Source organism: Pseudomonas argentinensis (genome assembly GCF_001839655.2).
GTDB lineage: Bacteria > Pseudomonadota > Gammaproteobacteria > Pseudomonadales > Pseudomonadaceae > Aquipseudomonas > Aquipseudomonas argentinensis_B.
This window is the reverse complement of sequence record NZ_CP056087.1, coordinates 4,676,665-4,693,002: the sequence shown is the minus strand read 5'-3', so window position 1 is coordinate 4,693,002 and position 16,338 is coordinate 4,676,665. Positions and strand designations below refer to the sequence as shown.

At 64.6% G+C, this 16,338-nt stretch carries 18 protein-coding genes; 9 read left to right on the top strand and 9 right to left on the bottom strand.

The genetic code is table 11. The features are described 5' to 3' along the window. Nucleotides 1–81: 81 nt before the first annotated feature. A complete protein-coding gene (gene mksB / locus SA190iCDA_RS21245) occupies nucleotides 82–1,326 on the bottom strand; it encodes an Mks condensin complex protein MksB (protein WP_070887678.1) in 1,245 nt (414 codons plus the stop codon). A gap of 267 nt (nucleotides 1,327–1,593) precedes the next feature. Here mksB and SA190iCDA_RS21240 point away from each other — a divergent pair, with 267 nt between their 5' ends. Together SA190iCDA_RS21240 and SA190iCDA_RS21235 are read left to right on the top strand one after the other, a co-directional pair. After that, the gene (locus SA190iCDA_RS21240; RefSeq protein ID WP_070887677.1) at nucleotides 1,594–2,691 is read left to right on the top strand and encodes a carboxynorspermidine decarboxylase; all 1,098 of its coding nucleotides are present in this window, start codon (nucleotides 1,594–1,596) and stop codon (nucleotides 2,689–2,691) included. Nucleotides 2,692–2,833: 142 nt separating this feature from the next. Further along, nucleotides 2,834–4,078, top strand: a complete 1,245-nt coding sequence (locus SA190iCDA_RS21235) for a saccharopine dehydrogenase family protein (protein ID WP_070887676.1) — start codon at nucleotides 2,834–2,836, stop codon at nucleotides 4,076–4,078. A gap of 206 nt (nucleotides 4,079–4,284) precedes the next feature. Here the strand turns inward: SA190iCDA_RS21235 and SA190iCDA_RS21230 are convergent, their stop codons facing one another. The 3 genes from SA190iCDA_RS21230 to SA190iCDA_RS21220 are packed head-to-tail and all read right to left on the bottom strand — an operon-like array spanning nucleotide 4,285 to nucleotide 7,316. Next, complete coding sequence (locus SA190iCDA_RS21230; protein WP_070887675.1) at nucleotides 4,285–5,592, bottom strand: CitMHS family transporter; 1,308 nt, start codon at nucleotides 5,590–5,592, stop codon at nucleotides 4,285–4,287. Nucleotides 5,593–5,646: 54 nt separating this feature from the next. After that, a complete protein-coding gene (locus SA190iCDA_RS21225) occupies nucleotides 5,647–5,967 on the bottom strand; it encodes a hypothetical protein (protein WP_070887674.1) in 321 nt (106 codons plus the stop codon). Then, nucleotides 5,967–7,316, bottom strand: a complete 1,350-nt coding sequence (locus tag SA190iCDA_RS21220) for an acyclic terpene utilization AtuA family protein (protein ID WP_083329899.1) — start codon at nucleotides 7,314–7,316, stop codon at nucleotides 5,967–5,969. Before SA190iCDA_RS21220 ends, SA190iCDA_RS21225 begins: the two co-directional genes overlap by 1 nt. A gap of 104 nt (nucleotides 7,317–7,420) precedes the next feature. On the opposite strand from SA190iCDA_RS21220, the gene SA190iCDA_RS21215 reads away from it, so the two are divergent. From SA190iCDA_RS21215 to rimI, 3 genes are all read left to right on the top strand, one after another. Beyond that, nucleotides 7,421–8,314 (top strand): LysR family transcriptional regulator, encoded by an 894-nt coding sequence (locus SA190iCDA_RS21215; protein WP_070887673.1) that lies wholly within the window; start codon nucleotides 7,421–7,423, stop codon nucleotides 8,312–8,314. Between the two features lie 278 nt (nucleotides 8,315–8,592). Continuing rightward, entirely contained in the window at nucleotides 8,593–9,396 is an 804-nt protein-coding gene (locus SA190iCDA_RS21210; protein WP_139159556.1) for an energy transducer TonB, read from the top strand. Continuing rightward, nucleotides 9,393–9,845, top strand: a complete 453-nt coding sequence (gene rimI / locus SA190iCDA_RS21205; protein ID WP_070887672.1) for a ribosomal protein S18-alanine N-acetyltransferase — start codon at nucleotides 9,393–9,395, stop codon at nucleotides 9,843–9,845. The genes SA190iCDA_RS21210 and rimI overlap by 4 nt, the downstream gene beginning before the upstream one ends. A 1-nt stretch (nucleotide 9,846) precedes the next feature. On the opposite strand, the gene SA190iCDA_RS21200 is transcribed toward rimI, so the two are convergent. Then, nucleotides 9,847–10,092 carry a hypothetical protein gene (locus tag SA190iCDA_RS21200; protein ID WP_139159555.1) on the bottom strand — a complete coding sequence of 82 codons (246 nt, stop codon included), beginning with the start codon at nucleotides 10,090–10,092 and terminating at the stop codon, nucleotides 9,847–9,849. A 176-nt stretch (nucleotides 10,093–10,268) separates the two neighbouring features. Here SA190iCDA_RS21200 and can point away from each other — a divergent pair, with 176 nt between their 5' ends. Together can and SA190iCDA_RS21190 are read left to right on the top strand one after the other, a co-directional pair. Continuing rightward, nucleotides 10,269–10,910, top strand: coding sequence for a carbonate dehydratase (gene can, locus SA190iCDA_RS21195; protein ID WP_070887670.1), 642 nt, complete (start codon nucleotides 10,269–10,271; stop codon nucleotides 10,908–10,910). Between the two features lie 2 nt (nucleotides 10,911–10,912). Further along, on the top strand, nucleotides 10,913–11,833 hold the full coding sequence (locus SA190iCDA_RS21190) for a DMT family transporter (RefSeq protein WP_139159554.1): 921 nt from the start codon (nucleotides 10,913–10,915) through the stop codon (nucleotides 11,831–11,833). Nucleotides 11,834–11,890: 57 nt separating this feature from the next. Here the strand turns inward: SA190iCDA_RS21190 and SA190iCDA_RS21185 are convergent, their stop codons facing one another. Continuing rightward, nucleotides 11,891–12,811, bottom strand: coding sequence for an ABC transporter substrate-binding protein (locus SA190iCDA_RS21185; RefSeq protein ID WP_170833984.1), 921 nt, complete (start codon nucleotides 12,809–12,811; stop codon nucleotides 11,891–11,893). Nucleotides 12,812–13,112: 301 nt separating this feature from the next. Between SA190iCDA_RS21185 and SA190iCDA_RS21180 the strand changes: the two genes are divergently transcribed. Then, a complete protein-coding gene (locus SA190iCDA_RS21180) occupies nucleotides 13,113–13,910 on the top strand; it encodes a hypothetical protein (RefSeq protein WP_083329897.1) in 798 nt (265 codons plus the stop codon). Between the two features lie 15 nt (nucleotides 13,911–13,925). Here SA190iCDA_RS21180 and SA190iCDA_RS21175 read toward each other — a convergent pair whose 3' ends face one another. Continuing rightward, the gene (locus SA190iCDA_RS21175; protein ID WP_070887668.1) at nucleotides 13,926–14,267 is read right to left on the bottom strand and encodes a zinc ribbon domain-containing protein YjdM; all 342 of its coding nucleotides are present in this window, start codon (nucleotides 14,265–14,267) and stop codon (nucleotides 13,926–13,928) included. A 74-nt stretch (nucleotides 14,268–14,341) separates the two neighbouring features. After that, entirely contained in the window at nucleotides 14,342–14,746 is a 405-nt protein-coding gene (locus SA190iCDA_RS21170; RefSeq protein WP_070887667.1) for a RidA family protein, read from the bottom strand. A 223-nt stretch (nucleotides 14,747–14,969) separates the two neighbouring features. On the opposite strand from SA190iCDA_RS21170, the gene SA190iCDA_RS21165 reads away from it, so the two are divergent. Then, a complete protein-coding gene (locus SA190iCDA_RS21165; RefSeq protein WP_070887666.1) occupies nucleotides 14,970–15,863 on the top strand; it encodes a YihY/virulence factor BrkB family protein in 894 nt (297 codons plus the stop codon). On the opposite strand, the gene SA190iCDA_RS21160 is transcribed toward SA190iCDA_RS21165, so the two are convergent. After that, a complete protein-coding gene (locus tag SA190iCDA_RS21160; protein ID WP_070887665.1) occupies nucleotides 15,856–16,332 on the bottom strand; it encodes an LEA type 2 family protein in 477 nt (158 codons plus the stop codon). The two genes, SA190iCDA_RS21165 and SA190iCDA_RS21160, sit on opposite strands and share 8 nt — an antisense overlap. Nucleotides 16,333–16,338: the final 6 nt, after the last annotated feature.

Sequence of the window (16,338 nt, the reverse complement as noted above, 5' to 3'; positions counted from 1 at the left end):
GCAGCTGTAACCGTTGCTGCAGCCGAAAATAGGATGTGGCCAATGGTGGACAAGCTTCGCGTTGTCCACCCTACGCTGTAATCAGGCACTGGGACGGCCCACCAGGGCATAGGAGCTGATGCTGATCTCATGCTCGCGGGTCAGGTAGGTCTGGCGCTCCAGGCGGTCGCGCTGGAAGCGGCCTTCGCGTGACAGGCGCGAGAACCAGTAGAGCAGCTCATCGGTGGCGCCTTCGGGCTCCTGCTCCAGCAGCCAGGTCATCAGGTCCGGCAGGGGTAGCGACTGTTCGCAACGGTCGATCATTTCCCGGGCGGTTTTCGGTGCGCGCGGGTTGTCGCCCTTGCGCTTGCCGCTGGCTTTCGGGAAGTGGTTGGGCTTGGCCTCGAAGCGCGCCAGGGCATAAACGTAGGCTTCGACCTGGGAGGCGCTGCCGAGGAAGTTGCTTTGCGGCCGGGTGAACAGCGGCAAGGCGGCTTGCGGCACAGCGTCGATGCCTTTCTTGCGGATCACTGACAGGGCCAGCGCCGCACCGCGGGTCACGGCGTTGTGGCGGCGCGCTTCCTCGCGCAGTGGCAGCAGCAGTTCGCGGGCCTTGCGCAGGGTCAGCTGGGCGCTGGTCTGCATTTCCAGGATGCGTGCGTGGGTGCGCAGCAGCAGGTCGTCGTCCACCAGTTGGCCGAGGCGCTGCTGTTCGCCGAGCAGCTTGAGCAGCACCTGCTCGACACGGCGCACGCCCTGTTCGAAGGCGCCGTCGGCGGCAACCAGCTGGATCATCGGCTCGACGTATTCGTCCCAGGTGGCCAACACCTCGGCGTAACGCTGACGCAGGGGGATCTGCCGGTCGCTGGTCTTGGCCCGTTCGGCCACGCCAATCAGCGCCTGTTCGTCGTTGTTGAGTTTCTTGAGGACGTCGCGCACACGCATGTCGAGCAGGCGCAGCTGGCGGGCCAGGTCGTTGCCGTCGCGGATCTCGAAGGCGTCCTGGATGTAGCCGGCCAGGCGCTCGAGGTGGCGCAGGTAGGCTTCGATCTCCAGGCACAGGCCCAGGCGGTGCTCGCGGCGCAGGTAGGACAGGAAGTCGTGGATCTGCGCGTTGAGCTCGAAGCGGTTGGGGCTCTTGGCCACCGGCACCAGGATGTCCAGGCGGATCCACTGGTCGAGCAGGGCGGTAACATCCACCGCCGTGCTTTGCGGCGGCAGCTGAGCGGTCAGCTGGTTGCGCAGCTCCACCAGGCTCAGGGTGCCGGCGTCGAAGCGTTCACCGAGCGGTTCGAGCAGGGCCCAGTGCTCGGCGAGGGCGCGCAATACGCGTTTGGGGTCGATCATCGCGGGACGGTCGCTCGCTTGGGAAAAAACGCCGATTGTACGGGAAACCGACCCGCCCCTGCATTGTCACGCAGGCGTCATTGGCGGGCGGCATGCTCGGCGGTAGATCACCGGCTCATGGTGCGCAGTACGCCATGAAATATCCGTAAATGGACAAAATATGCTCAACGGCCTTTCGATCTGTGGCCGTTGTCGGCACAATTCGCGTCCGCTTTTTTCAGGAGGCTGGCGGGCTCCTGTTGGCCGACCTTTATTACGGACTGCGCAATGATCAAAACGCCGTACTACCTCATCGACAAACAGAAGCTGTTGGGCAACATGGAGAAGATCGCCTATGTGCGCGAACACTCCGGTGCCAAGGCGCTGCTGGCCCTCAAGTGCTTCGCCACCTGGTCGGTCTTCGACCTGATGCAAGAGTACATGGACGGCACCACCTCCAGCTCGCTGTACGAGCTCAAGCTCGGCCGCCAGAAGTTCGCCGGCGAAACCCATGCCTACAGCGTGGCCTGGGCCGACGACGAGATCGAGGAGATGCTCGCCAACTGCGACAAGATCATCTTCAACTCCATTGGCCAGCTCGAGCGTTTCGCCGAGCAGTCCGCGGGCAAGGTGCGCGGCCTGCGCGTCAACCCGCAGGTGAGCAGCTCCGACTACCTGCTGGCCGACCCGGCGCGCCCGTTCAGCCGCCTGGGCGAGTGGGACCCGGCCAAGATCGAAGCGGTGATCGATCAGATCTCCGGCTTCATGTTCCACAACAACTGCGAGAACGGCGACTTCGGCCTGTTCGACAAGATGCTCACGCACATCGAAGAGCGCTTCGGTCATCTGCTGCACAAGGTCGAGTGGGTCAGCCTCGGTGGCGGCATCCATTTCACCGGCGAAGGCTATGCGCTGGACGCCTTCTGCGCGCGCCTGAAGAACTTCTCCGAGAAGTACGGCGTGCAGGTCTACCTGGAGCCGGGCGAAGCGGCGATCACCGGCAGCGCCTCCCTGGAAGTCACCGTGCTCGACACCCTCTATAACGGCAAGCACCTGGCGGTGGTGGACAGCTCCATCGAAGCGCACATGCTCGACCTGCTGATCTACCGCCTCAACGCCAAGCTGGCGCCCAGCGAGGGTGAACACAGCTACATGGTGTGCGGCAAATCCTGCCTGGCCGGCGATATCTTCGGCGAGTACCGGTTCGAGAAACCGCTGCAGATCGGCGACCGCCTGTCGTTCGTCGACGCTGCCGGTTACACCATGGTCAAGAAGAACTGGTTCAACGGCCTGAAGATGCCCGCCATCGTGGTCAAGCAGCTCGACGGCAGCGTCGAGGTGGTTCGTGAATTCGGCTTCGACGATTACCTGTCGAGCCTGTCGTAATAGCTGGAATGTGGATGTAGGGTGGACAACGCTTTTTGTCCACCGTGTGGTGGACGGATGGAGCGACGTCCACCCTACAAGTCACGTGTAGTGATACCGCAGCACCTTTCTCAACGAGCGCAGTACCCTGGGGGTGAAACAATTGAAGAAGAACGTCCTTATCATTGGTGCAGGAGGTGTCGCCAAGGTGGTGGCCCACAAGTGCGCGCAGCACAACGACGAACTCGGTCGTATTGCCATCGCGTCACGGAACATCTCCAAATGCCAGGCCATCATCGACAGCGTCAAGGCCAAGGGTAGCCTCAAGGTACCCGCCGACATCCAGGCCTTCTCGCTCAATGCACTGGATATCGAGGCGACCAAGGCGCTGATCCGCGAGACCCAATCGCAGATCGTCATCAACGTCGGTTCCGCCTTCCTCAACATGTCGGTGCTGCGTGCCTGCATCGATACCGGCGTGGCCTACCTGGACACCGCCATTCACGAAGAACCGGGCAAGATCTGCGAAACCCCGCCCTGGTATGGCAACTACGAGTGGAAACACCTCGAGGAATGCCAGCAGAAGAACATCACGGCCATTCTCGGCGTCGGTTTCGACCCGGGTGTGGTCAACGCCTATGCGGCCCTGGCCCAGCAACAGCATTTCGACAAGATCGAGTCGATCGACATCCTCGACGTCAATGCCGGCAGCCATGGCAAGTATTTCGCGACCAATTTCGATCCGGAAATCAATTTCCGCGAGTTCACCGGCACCGTCTACAGCTGGCAGAACGCCCAGTGGACCAGCAACCGCATGTTCGAGGTCAAGCGCACCGATGACCTGCCGGTGGTCGGCTCGCAGAACCTGTACCTGACCGGCCACGATGAAGTGCACTCGATTTCCAAGAACCTGGACGTGCCCAACGTGCGCTTCTGGATGAGCTTTGGCGAGCACTACATCAACGTATTCACCGTGCTGAACAACCTCGGCCTGCTCTCCGAGCAACCGGTAACCACAGCAGAAGGTCTGCAGGTGGTGCCGCTGAAAGTGGTCAAGGCCGTGCTGCCCGATCCGGCTTCCCTGGCCCCGGGCTACACCGGCAAGACCTGCATCGGTGACCTGGTCAAGGGCACCAGGGACGGCAAGCCCCGCGAAGTGTTCATCTACAACGTGGCCGACCACGAAGAAGCCTTTGCGGAGACCGACAGCCAGGGCATCTCCTACACCGCCGGCGTGCCGCCAGTCGCCGCTGCGCTGCTGGTGGCCCGTGGCGAGTGGGATGCCAAGCGCATGGTCAACGTCGAAGAGTTGCCGGCCGAGCCGTTCCTCAAGGCGCTGGACGTGATGGGCCTGCCGACGCGTATCAAAGATGAGCACGGTGATCGTCCCTGGGACCAGGTTGTTTGATGGCAGCGAGCAGCTGCGCGTCGGCCCTGCTGCGTTGACCCCAGGCTCAAAGTGCTCATGTACTGCAGTACAGTCGCCCGCGACTCCGACCGCTTTTCGCCTGGGGTCGCCTTGCATGGCTCTAGCTCGCAAGCTCGTGGATAAGCGTCGTTAAGAAAAAAGGATCGCCTCGGCGATCCTTTTTTCGTTTCAGCCCACGAGTGCTATCAGACCGTCACCACGCCGAGCAGCACCGCGGCTGCGAGCATGATCAGGCTGATGCCCCAGGCCCACAGCACGGTGTAGCGGATGTGCTTGTACAGCTCGACGCCGGCCAGGCCGATCGCCAGGTAAACGCTGGGCACTACCGGGCTTACGCCGAAACCGGTGTTCTCGCCGATCAGCATGGCATTGGCCACCGACGCCGGGTCGACACCGGCCGCCACGGCGACGTCGCGGATCACTGGCAGCAGGGCGAAATAGTAGGCGTCCGGCGAGAACAGCATGCCCAGCGGTACGCCAAAGGCGCCGATGATCACGTGCAGCCAGTTGGCCGAGCCCTCGGGCAGGATGTTGATCATCCAGTGCGCCATGCCGTCGGACATGCCGGCACCCGACAGTACGCCGAGCAGGATGCCGGCCGCGAGCATCACCAGGGCCATCTGCATGGCGTCGCTGGCATGGCGCAGCACCGCCTTGTTCTGCTGTTCCAGATTCGGGTAGTTGACGACCAGGGCCACGCCCAGGCCGACCATGAAACAGGCGAACAGCGGAAAGGCACCGGTGAACAGGCAGACCAGAATGGCCAGGGTCAGCGCCAGGTTGGCCCAGTAGCGCCAGTCGCCGGGGCTCAGCTGCAGGCCGCTGTCGTCGGCAGGTGATTCGTCGGCTGGCGCCTGGCCGGCCAGTACACCCTGGGTGGCATGCTGGCGCTGGGCGCGCAGGCCCAGGAACACCGCCAGGGCCATGACCAGCACCAGACCGACCACCTGGATGGGAATCAGCGAGATCCACAGCTGCGAGGCTTCGATGCCGGTCACCGCCGATGCGCGTGCGGTGGTACCGCCCCAGGGCACCATGTTCATCACCCCGGCGCTGAGCACCACCAGGCACAGCAACATCTGCCGGCTCATGCCCAGGCGCAGGTACAGCGGCAGCAGGGCGGGAATCACCAGCAGGAAGGTTGCCGCGCCGATGCCGTCCAGGTGGGTGACGGCGGTCACCGCCACGGTGACCATCGCCACCGCCAGCGGGCGACCGCGAGTGCTCTTGAGCAGAAAGGTCACCAACGGGGCGAACAGCCCACGCTCGCGCATCACGCCGAAATACAGGATGGCAAAGATGAACAGCGTGGCCGTGGGGGCGACCGCCTTGAGGCCTTCGCTGATGAATTTGCCGATTTCGCCGAGGCCGAAGCCGGCCATCACGCAGGCAATGACCGGCAGGGTGACGAAAGCGACCAGCGGGGTGATGCGGCGCATCAGAATGAGGATGACGATGGTGAACATCAGGGTGAAGCCGAGGGCGGTGATCATGACGATCTCTCCGGTTTTATTATTGTTGGAGTCGCGGGGCTGGCAGCGTGGGCACTATGACGGGGCCGGCAGCCTCAGGTCGAGCAGCGCATAGCTGAGGCTCTTGCCGTGTCGGTCGATACCTGGGCTGGCGTTCACCCCACCTTCCAGGGCGTTTTCCACCACGAAATTGAGGCCGCCCAGGTTCGACAGCTCGTAACGGCGCACCCTGCCGATGCGCCGGTGGGCCAGGCAGCCGGCCACGCGCTCGGCGGTCAGCTCGCTGACCAGCCAGGCATAGTGGTTCGGGTCGAAGGCGAACACCGCCACGCTCAGCATGTCGCCTTTGTCCCCCGCGCGGGCGTGGGCGAAGTCACACAGCAATACGTCGCTCATCAGAACCACTCCAGCCGTTGCTGCACTTCAGTGCGCGGGATCAGGAAACTGGCGGTGCCCAGGGACTCGCTCAGGTGCCGGCGCACACCGCCGCCGCCCGCCGGGCCGTTGGTGTAGAGCGATTCGGCATCGAGCAGCAGGTTTTCCAGCAGCGCCCTGTCGGCGTCGACGAAGCTGATGCGCAGGCGCACATCCTGCGGGTCCTGTGCGCTCGCGAGGCGCTGCCGCAGCCACTCGCCCCGGGCATCGTTGAACAGGCTGGCGACGCCGATCAGGTCGATCCACGGCGTGATGTGCGGTGCCAGGCGTGCACAGCGCTGCAGCAGCACTTCACGGGCCAGGGCGGCGCGAGCCAGGGCGCCGGGGCCGGCATAGGAAATTTCCGCCTCGGCGAACCAGTTGCCACGCAGGCCGATCAGGCCCTTGAGCTCAGACGGGCGCGGATGGCCGCGCATACCCTGGACGTCGACCAGATCGGGGCCGACCTGGCGTACACAGGCCTGGCTGAGGTCCAGGGTCACGTCCGGGGTCAGGTAGGCGGCCGGGTCGTGGACTTCGTAGAGCAGCTGTTCCTTGACCGTGCGCTCGGTAACGCAGCCGCCGGTACCGGCGGCCTTGCCGATGGTCACGCGGCCGTCGGCCCCGATGCTGGCGATCGGGCAGCCGACGTTGGCCAGGTCCGGCACGTCCTTCAGGCCCGGGTGGGCGAAGTAGCCGCCGCTGACCTGGGTGCAGCATTCGAGCAGGTGGCCCACGGTGGTGGCCAGGGCGATGCGATCCCAGTCCTCTGCCTGCCAGCCGAAGGCGTGGCGCAGCGGGCCGACCGCCAGGCTGGGGTCGGCGACGCGGCCGCAGAGCACTATATCGGCGCCTGCGTCGAGGGCCTGAGCGATGCCATCGGCACCGGTGTAGACGTTGACCGAGACCACCTCGCCGTCGAGCGCGTTGGGCAGCCAGGGCGCTATTGCGTCACCCGCGTCGAGCAGATCGTCACCGAGCACGCAGGCGATACGCGCTTTTGCGAAGCGCCCACTCTGCAACTGCTGGCGCAGACGCCGGGCCGCCGCGCTGGGGTTGGCCGCGCCGCCATTGGTGATGATCGGGATGCCGGCGCTCAGGCAGGTTTCCAGCACCGGTTCGAGAAAGTCGAACAGCCGCGTGGCATAGCCGCTGTCGGGGTTGGCCAGGCGGCGCAATTGCGCTTCGGCCAGAGTGCGTTCGGCGAGCAGTTCGAAGAACAGAAAGCGCCGACCGTCGCGTGCAGCGAGGTCATTGGCCAGCGCCAGGGCGGCATCGGGCCGATCATTGGCGAAGCCTGCTCCGCAACCGATATGGACTGTTGTCATCATTGTTTATCCAGGTCGAGGTCCGCACGAGACTGCAGTGTCTGGATTTAGTTGTGAATTCGAAATGTGATATCAATTGATAAGATAATTTTATAAAAGCGTCTGTCATGGATATCAGCTTTCGCCAGCTTCAAGCCTTCGTGCTCATCGCCGAGCAGCGCAGCTTCAGCCGCGCCGCCGAACAGATTCACCTTTCCCAGCCGGCCCTAAGCTACAGCCTGCGCAAGCTGGAAGAAGCCCTGGGCCTGTCGCTGTTCGCCCGCAATACCCGCAGCGTGGAGCTGACCGAAGCCGGCTCGCGCTTTCTGGAACAGGCCCGGCGCCTGCTGCGCGACATGCACAACGCGGTGCACGACGCCCACGAACAGCTGCACCTGCAGAGCGGCTCGCTGCGCATCGGCGTACTGCCGTCGGTGGCCATCGAGCCGTTGCCGCGGGTGCTGGTCGACTATCGCCAGCGTTATCCGGGCATCGAGATCAGCCTGCGCGATGGCCGTGCCGGGGAGATCCGCCAGTGGGTGAGCAACGCCGAAGTGGATTTCGCCATCACCTCGGTGGCGGATGAACCCGGTGTGCTGGATTTCCAGCTGCTCTACGACGACAGCCTGGTGTTGCTGGTGCGTGGCCAGGCCGGTTTACGCGGCAAGAAGCTGCTCGCTGCGCTGAAGAGTCTGGATTACGTGGCCACCACCCGCGATACCAGCCTGCGCACCATGGCCGACCAGACCCTGGCGCGCATGGGGTTGCTGCGTGAACCCGCATTCGAGGTCGCCTATATGAGCAGCGCCGCCGCACTGGCGCGGGCCGGGCTGGGCTATGCGCTGCTGCCGGCGAGCGTGGCGGATACCTTCAATGGCGATGGCAGCCTGTCCGTGCACCCGCTGCCGATGGCGCCGGCCCGCGGCGTTGGCGTGCTGCAGCGCAAACCCTGCTACCTGAGCCCACCGGCCCAGGCCTTCGTCAGCCTGCTCAAGCAGCAGGCCGAAGCCAGTGGCCTCTAGGGTCTGTTCCCGTTTCACGCACGGCCCTTCGGGTGGGGCCGCCTAGGTTGCGCGGGAAATGGCCTCCGCTGTTGTTGCAGGACTTGGCAAGGGAAAACGCGGACGGCTAGTCCATTCCCTGCGTCCTGCGCCTAACCGGAGGCCATTTCTCGCGGCAACGCGGCTCGCGCTGAAACGGGAACAGACCCTAGCCACGGCTGACATTTGGGGCTACCCGTGGCAGGCGATTCACGCGACAATCAGCGCCCTCGAAAATCGATGTGCCGAGTACCTGACGTTTGAACACCGAGCTGCGCCGCCGCGCCTACCTGGATGCCATGCAAGTGGCCAGCTGGCTGCCGCGCGTCGAATTGCCATTCGCAGCGCCGTCACGGCCCGAGCTGCTGGTCGCCTTCGAGCCGCAAGCCGAGATCGTCGTCGAGAAGCCGCCGGTGCAGGCCAAGGTCAGCGCGCCGGCCGCGCAGCCTGCCGCCAGCGAAGTCGTCAGCCGCGAACGCCCGCGCATCGAAGTGCCCAAACCGGGCACGGCAAGCAAGGGCGACGAGCCTGCCGGCGAAGAGACCAACGCCGCACCGGCCCCGCGCGAGCGCCCGACGCCGCCCCCGCGTTTCGCCCTGCAGTTGCTGCGCGCCGGCAGTTGCGCGCTGCTGGTCGAGCTGCCGACCGGCGAACCTTTCCAGAGTCGCGATCCCGCCTACCTGCTGCTCAAGGATCTGCTGCGTGCCGCCGGTTTGCCGGATGCCCCGCAGATCATCGGCGAGCCGGTGCGCTGGCCGCTGCTGGTGCGTGGCAACATGGACCAGGGCCCCCAGGCAGCGCTGGATTTCGTGCAGAGCTTTATCGGCGCCCGCCTGGAAGAGCAGGAGCCCTGCGCCTGCCTGTGGCTGATCGGCCTGCCAGCCATTCGTTTCGCCGGTGACGCCGATGCCGAGGCCTACAACCGCGAACTGCAGGTCGAGGAACTGGGCGCCGCCTGGGCGCTGCCGGGCCTGGAGCTGCTGATGGACGAACCACAGCGCAAGCGCGAACTCTGGCACGCCATGCAGCGCGTGCGGCGGCGCTGGCTGGAGGCTTCGGCATGAGTGAGGCGATCACGTTTCGCCGGGCCACCGAGGCGGATATCGATGCGGTACTGAAGATCGAATACGCCGCTTTCAGTCATCCGTGGACGCGCGGCATCTTTCTCGACAGCCTGAAATCCTACGAAGTCTGGTTGATGTTCGAAGGTAGCCAGCAGGTCGGTCACGGGGTGATCAACGTGATCATCGACGAGGCGCACCTGCTCAACATCACCGTCAAACCGGAAAGCCAGGGCCGTGGCCTGGGCCTGCGCCTGCTCGAGCACCTGATGGCCCGCGCTGCCGAGCTCAAGGCTGGGGAGTGCTTTCTCGAAGTGCGCTCCAGCAACCAGGCGGCGTACCGGTTGTACGAGCGTTACGGTTTCAACGAGATCGGCCGCCGGCGTGATTACTACCCCGCGCCGGGTGGCCGTGAAGACGCGCTGGTGATGGCCTGCACGCTGGTCGAATAAGCTAACGCCGCGCCCAGCGTCGTTCGCGGCGTTCTTCCTCGACCTGGCTGAGGTCGTATTTATCCAGAAACTCCTCAGCCTGCCCGTCGCGCTCGGGCTGATCGGCCTGTGGCGATTCATCGGGCGACCTGGCCGGTTTCTGCACAGCGGCCTTCAGCGGTTTGCGCGGCGTCAGCGCCTCCACCACATCGCGCAGAATGGGCGGCTCGGCCGGTTGGCGGCTGTCAGGTGGCTGCTGGTCAGTCATGACGAACTCCAGATCGGTCATTGGCTCTAGGCAATGGACGGCCGACAGGCCGGAAAGATTCAGCGTTTCGGCCTTTAACCGGCAAATCCGGAGGGTTGCTCCGGGTGGAAATCGCCTTGTCAAAAAGGCCCGTGCATCCGTATGGTGCGCATCGACCTTTCCCGGGAGCCGCCGCCGTGAGCGATCTCAAACATCTGTTCGACAACAATCAACGCTGGGCCGAGAACATCACCCAGAACGACCCGGACTTCTTTCCGCGTCTGGCCCGCCAGCAGACGCCGGAGTACTTGTGGATCGGCTGCTCGGATGCCCGCGTGCCGGCCAACGACATCGTCGGTCTGCTGCCCGGTGAACTGTTCGTGCACCGTAATGTGGCCAACGTGGTGCTGCACACCGACCTCAATTGCCTGTCGGTGATCCAGTACGCGGTCGATGTGCTCAAGGTCAAACATATCCTGGTCACCGGCCACTACGGCTGCGGTGGCGTGCGTGCGGCCATGCACGATGCGCAGTTCGGCCTGATCGATGGCTGGCTGCGCAATATCCGCGACCTCTGCTACGAACAGCGCGCGCAACTGGCCGCCCTGGCGGACGAGGAGGCGCGGGTCGACCGCCTCTGCGAGCTCAACGTGATGAAGCAGGTGGGCAACGTCAGCCGTACCAGCATCGTCCAGAACGCCTGGCACCGCGGTCAGCCGTTATCGGTGCACGGCTGCATCTATGGCCTCAAGGATGGTCGCTGGAAGGACCTCGAAGTCAGCGTCAGCGCTGCCGAGCAATTGCCCGAGCAGTACCGCCTGCGCCCGCCGCAGGCATGAGCATGGGCAAACCCTCGCGTCAGCTGGCGATCGCCGGTGTACTGATGGCGGTGCTGTGCTGGGCGGGCAATGCCCTGGTGGCCCGCGCCTTCGCCGGCGAAATCCCACCCTTCGCCCTGGCCTTCTGGCGCTGGAGCCTGGCGCTGATGCTGATCCTGCCGTTCGTGGCATTGCCGTTGTGGCGGCATCGGGCGGCGCTGCGCCATGCAGGCTGGCGCCTACTGGTGATCGCCGCCTTCGGCATCGCCGGCTACAACACCTTTCTGTACAGCGCGGCGCAGACCACCGCAGCGATCAACATCACCCTGGTCAATACCTGCATCCCGCTGATGACCTTTATCTTCGCCGGGCTGCTGCTCGGCGCCTGGCCGGCCCGGCGCGCCTGGTGGGGCATGGCGCTGGCGGTATCCGGGTTGCTGGTGCTGATCTGCCGCGGCGACTGGCAGACCCTGGCAGGCATGGCATTCAACCGTGGTGATCTGATCATGCTGCTGGCGGTACTCGACTGGGCGCTCTACACCGTGCTGCTCAGGCGCTGGTCGGCGTACCTGGTGCCGATTCCGCCGCTGGCATTGCTGGGCATTTTCATTGTGGTGGGCTTGCCGATGATCCTGCCCCTGTACCTGTACGAGCTCTCTACCGGCGCGCAGTTGCTGGCCACCCCGGCCAACCTGGCGGCCATCGCCTACACCGCGGTGTTCGCCTCGCTGGTCGCCTACCTGGGCTGGAACAACGGTGTGAAGGTGCTGGGCGCCTCGACCGCGGCGATGGGCAATTACCTGATGCCGGTGTTCACCGCGATCCTGGGCTGGGTCCTGCTCGGCGAGGCGCTGCAGCTGTTCCACTGGCTCGGCGGGGCGATGATCTTCGCCGGGCTGCTGCTGGCCACCTTGCCGAAGCGCTCGCAGCGGGCAGCGGCCTGAAACGACCCAGGCCGCTGACTGGCATGAACTGAAAACGCCCTCGAACGAGGGCGTTCTTCATCGGCGATAGGCTGCCAGCACCTGATCGATCTGCAGATCCACACTCTGCAGGCCGCCGCCGGACAGATACCACAGCGCAGGATCCAGGTAGACGACCCGTTTGGCCTGGGCCGCCGGCGTGCGCGCCAGTGGCGAGTCGGCCAGGGTGGCGACATCCAGCGCGGTGGCGCCAATGGCGGCGCTGCGGTCGATGATGAAGATCACCTCGGGGCTGGCGGCGGCGATGGCCTCGGCGTCCAGCGGCTGCGGACGCTGGCGGGGTGTGCCGGCAGGCTGTGGGGGTGGTGCGGGCAGGGCTCGTGGCGCCTGCAGCAGCGAATAGATCACCGCGTTCTCGGTTGGCGCGAAGCGCCCTTCGTTGTGGGTCAGCACCAGGGTAGGTTGCCCTGAAGCGGCGATCTGCTGACGGGCGCGTTCGGCCTTGCCCTGCAGGGTGGTCAACGCCTGCTGCGCCTCGGCGGGTTTGCCGACGAGCTGGCCGAGTAGCCTGACGTTATCGGCGATGCCGGCGAAGTAATCTTCACCGGTAATGCCCATGTCCAGGGTCGGCGCCAGTGCTTGCAGGGCCGGGCGGCTTTCGCCCTGGCGCCCGGTTATCAGGATCAGGTCCGGCTTCAGCGCCGTGATGGCGTCGATGTCCGGGGCCTTCATATTGCCGGCATTGCTGGTCTGGCCGGCTTTCTCCGCCAGGTAGGGCGGTACGTTGCCGGGCACGGCCAGCACTCGTTCGCCGGCACCGAGGGCGATCAGGCTGTCGTAGCTGCCGTAGTCGAAGGTGACGATCCGCTGCGGATCACCGGCGATCTCGACCTGCTGGCCCGCCTGGATGACCTTGAAGGTAGCGGGGCGTTGCCCGCCATCATGGCTGCAGCCAGCCGTTGCCAATGTCAGAAGTGTAAACAGTGCGGCCTTCTTCACCTGAGCGAGCTCCTTGGGATGCTGGTTTGCAGCCGAATGCCGCAATCCTGAAGGGCTGGGAACATAGCACCCAAAGCTGATCGAGAAGCTTTCTCAACGGGTAAAGTTTGCAAAGCCAGGCTTGCACGGCCTTTCCCCTGGACGTTGCATGGCTGATTTACCCTCGCCGGAAAACTTTACGGGATGCATGGAGGTCTATCCCGGTGGCTGGCGTTGGCGACTTGCGCCGACGTCGTAACGGGCATCAAGGCGATTCAGTTGCTAGTGTTATGCCATCGGCAGAAGGATGGGTCGTGAGTTAATGGATTGCGCGCACGTCTCTCTCACTGGAAAAGCGGCACCCCCGCGCAGGCTGACGGCCCGGTATCCGTCGCTTCGTGGTGCCTGCTGGCGGGCCGTGCTGCTGGTGGCGCTGGTCATCAGCCTGAGTGGCTGCATACGCAATCAGGCCAATGGCGCTTTCACCAGCAACAGCGCTGCGGCCAGCCCCAGCGAGCTGTTCCAGACCCACTCCGATCGCCTGGCCACGATCGGCATGCGCAACAACCTCAACAGCCTCTATCGCCTGATGGACAAGCTGTACCAGCGCAACCCGCGTGAATGGCACAAGACCGGTCTGGGCAGCCGCGAGGCGGCGCAGCAGGCGGTGCAACAGGCCATCGAGCAGGGCCGGCCACCGCCGTCGCTGGCCGGCCGGCAGGACATCGTGGCTCTCAGCTATGCGCTGAGCCCGGAGTTCCAGGGCGATCGGGTCGGCGCCTTCATCTACGCCATCGGCAGCATGGTGGTCACCGCCCACGGCGGACGCACCCAGTTCTATCTCACCGATTCCATCGATGCGCAGTTCGTGCACAACGCGGCGCGCAACATCGAGAAGGCCACTTGGCTGCTGGCCACGCGGCGCGACGCCCAGGGCAACCCGCTGCTGCTCTCCAACGAGCTGTCCGAGAACGGCCGCAACCTGAGTTTCGCCGTGGAATTCGGCAAGATCGTCGCCCGCCTGGATTACCTGAGCGACGTGCTCGACGAACGGTATCGGCGCATCGGCGTGAATTACGCCCACAGCCTGCTGTTTCTGAACTTCCTGCCAGTGCAGTAGACGCTCGCTAGCGGCTTATACCTTCCTGACGAACTCGGATTTCAGCTTCATCGCGCCGATGCCGTCTATCCTGCAGTCGATGTCGTGGTCGCCGTCGACCAGGCGGATGCCCTTGACCTTGGTGCCGACCTTGACCACCAGCGAGGAGCCCTTGATCTTGAGGTCCTTGATCACGGTGATGGTGTCGCCGTCCTGCAGCACGTTGCCGACCGAGTCCTTGATCACCTTGACGTCATCACCCGCCGCCTCGCTGTCGCTGGCCGACCATTCGTGGGCGCATTCCGGACACACCAGTTGGGTGCCGTCTTCATAGGTGTATACGGAGTTGCAGGCGGGGCAGGGTGGCAACGTGCTCACGGGGTGTCCTTCTGAGGCCGTGGATAAAAAGGCCGCAGATTATATAGGGTTTTACCCGCCGCCGGGGATCGGCGTCAGGCGTCCGGCAACAGTGCTTCGGCCTCGATCTCGATCAGCCAGTCGGGCTCCGACAGTCCGGTGACCACCACCCAGGAGGTGGCCGGCGGCTGTTCGGGGAAGAAGCTGCGCAGGGCATCGACGATATGCGCCTGTTCGTCACGCGCCTGGGCGGCGATATAGATACGCAGCATCAGCACGTGCTGCAGGCTGCCGCCGGCAGCGTCGAGAATCCGCCGCACGTTGTGCAGCGCGGCGTGGGTCTGGCTGGCCAGGTCATCGCCGACCAGGCGTTCGTGTTCGTCTACGCCAATCTGCCCGGACAGGTGAATGCGCCGCCCGCCCTGATTGATCACCGCTTGGCTGAAACCGTACTGGAGGGTGTCGAAGACCGAGCCGGGGTTGAGTATGTGCCTGTGCATCGATGCGTCCTTGATCAAAAACAGCAGGCCAGTCTAGCGTTGCGCCTACGGTGATCCAGCCCGAGACTGTTGCCAGTTGTGCAGGGCGGGTGCGGATAACCCGAACTCATGGCGGCTTCGCTGCCTCCAAACCAGAGTGGTGGTTCGGTCGACGCCGAGCACTGCACCTGCCGATGAGTCGTGGGCTGCCTGAGAACGGCCCGCCATAGCCAGTGGAGGCGCCATGTTTTTTCCCCAGTTGCCGGGTGTCAGCCTGTTCCAGGTGATGAAGAGGACGGTCACCGAGTTCATCGAGGACGAGTTGCCCACCTATGCCTCGGCCCTGGCGTTCCAGATGTTCTTCTCGCTGTTTCCCTTCCTGCTGTTTTTGATCGCGCTGATCAGCCTGCTGGACATGCAGCCGTTCTTCGACTGGCTGCGCCAGCAGGCCGAATTGTTGCTGCCGCTGTCCACGGTGGAGTTGGTCAACCCGGTGATCGACCAGTTGCAGACGCAGAAAGCCGGGCTGTTCTCGATCGGTATCGTGGTGGCGCTGTGGACGGCCTCGTCGGCGGTGCGCTCGACCATGGACGCGATGAACAAGGCCTATGGCGTGAAGGAGGGGCGCCAGCCCTGGAAGCGCATCCCCCTGTCGCTGCTGTACACCATCGGCATCGCCGCGGCGCTGCTCACCGCCGCCGCGCTGATGGTGCTCGGCCCGCAGGTGATGAACTGGCTGGCACACCAGATCGGCATCGAGCAGGTGGTAGTCACCCTGTGGACCTGGTTGCGCCTGCCGGTGGCGGTGTTCCTGCTGATGATCGTGGTGGCGGTGGTCTATTACGTGGCGCCCGATGTCGAGCAGCGTTTCCGCTTTATCACCCCGGGCTCGGTACTGGCGGTGGTGGTGTGGATCGCCGCCTCGGTGGGCTTCGCCTATTACGCGCAGAACTTCGCCAACTATAACGCTACCTACGGCAGCATCGGCGCGATCATCATCTTCCTCCTGTACCTGCACATTTCCTGCGCGGTGCTGCTGTTTGGCGCCGAGCTCAACGCCGTCATCGAGCACGTCGCCGAGGAGGGCAAGGAGCCCGGCGACAAGGAAATCCGCCCAGAGAACGAGCCCACTACCTGAGCGCTGGTTGCGCCGGTGGCCAGGTCAGCTGGCCGCTGTCGCTGAAACGCCGGGTGCCGAACAGGCCGTCGGCGAGCTTGCCGCGCAGCTGATAGGGCAGGCTCTGGCCGGGCTGGTGGGTGCTGGCGCCCCAGGCCTGACGGAGTACCGAGTAGGCCGAGATGGTTACCGGCACGCTGATCAGCGTCTCGCCAAAGCGCGGCACCTGACCCCGTTGATCGCTGACCCCACGTGCCAGTGGTTGGTCGTTGATATCCAGGGCAAGGGAGATGCCGTCGAAGTCGATGGCGCTTTCGTTGGGGTTCTGCACCCGCAATTTCACCGCGAAACGCGCCTCGAGTCCTTGCGACGGCAGCGGCTCCAGACCGACCAGGTCGATATGCAGCGGGTCGCGCGGTGCCCATGACGCACAGCCGGCCAGCACGGCGATCAGCAGCAGGGCACTCAAGTGGCGCAGTGTCGGGCGCATGGCAAT

Excerpts from the sequence above, each read along its gene's own strand:
- SA190iCDA_RS21220 (WP_083329899.1), bottom strand. The coding sequence starts at position 7,316 with ATGATGACAACAGTCCATATCGGTTGCGGAGCAGGCTTCGCCAATGAT.
- SA190iCDA_RS21190 (WP_139159554.1), top strand. The coding sequence starts at position 10,913 with ATGGGCAAACCCTCGCGTCAGCTGGCGATCGCCGGTGTACTGATGGCG.
- SA190iCDA_RS21170 (WP_070887667.1), bottom strand. The coding sequence starts at position 14,746 with ATGCACAGGCACATACTCAACCCCGGCTCGGTCTTCGACACCCTCCAG.
- SA190iCDA_RS21215 (WP_070887673.1), top strand. The coding sequence starts at position 7,421 with ATGGATATCAGCTTTCGCCAGCTTCAAGCCTTCGTGCTCATCGCCGAG.
- SA190iCDA_RS21240 (WP_070887677.1), top strand. The coding sequence starts at position 1,594 with ATGATCAAAACGCCGTACTACCTCATCGACAAACAGAAGCTGTTGGGC.
- SA190iCDA_RS21180 (WP_083329897.1), top strand. The coding sequence starts at position 13,113 with ATGGATTGCGCGCACGTCTCTCTCACTGGAAAAGCGGCACCCCCGCGC.
- SA190iCDA_RS21225 (WP_070887674.1), bottom strand. The coding sequence starts at position 5,967 with ATGAGCGACGTATTGCTGTGTGACTTCGCCCACGCCCGCGCGGGGGAC.
- mksB (WP_070887678.1), bottom strand. The coding sequence starts at position 1,326 with ATGATCGACCCCAAACGCGTATTGCGCGCCCTCGCCGAGCACTGGGCC.
- rimI (WP_070887672.1), top strand. The coding sequence starts at position 9,393 with ATGAGTGAGGCGATCACGTTTCGCCGGGCCACCGAGGCGGATATCGAT.
- SA190iCDA_RS21200 (WP_139159555.1), bottom strand. The coding sequence starts at position 10,092 with ATGACTGACCAGCAGCCACCTGACAGCCGCCAACCGGCCGAGCCGCCC.
- SA190iCDA_RS21160 (WP_070887665.1), bottom strand. The coding sequence starts at position 16,332 with ATGCGCCCGACACTGCGCCACTTGAGTGCCCTGCTGCTGATCGCCGTG.
- SA190iCDA_RS21165 (WP_070887666.1), top strand. The coding sequence starts at position 14,970 with ATGTTTTTTCCCCAGTTGCCGGGTGTCAGCCTGTTCCAGGTGATGAAG.
- SA190iCDA_RS21230 (WP_070887675.1), bottom strand. The coding sequence starts at position 5,592 with ATGATCACCGCCCTCGGCTTCACCCTGATGTTCACCATCGTCATCCTC.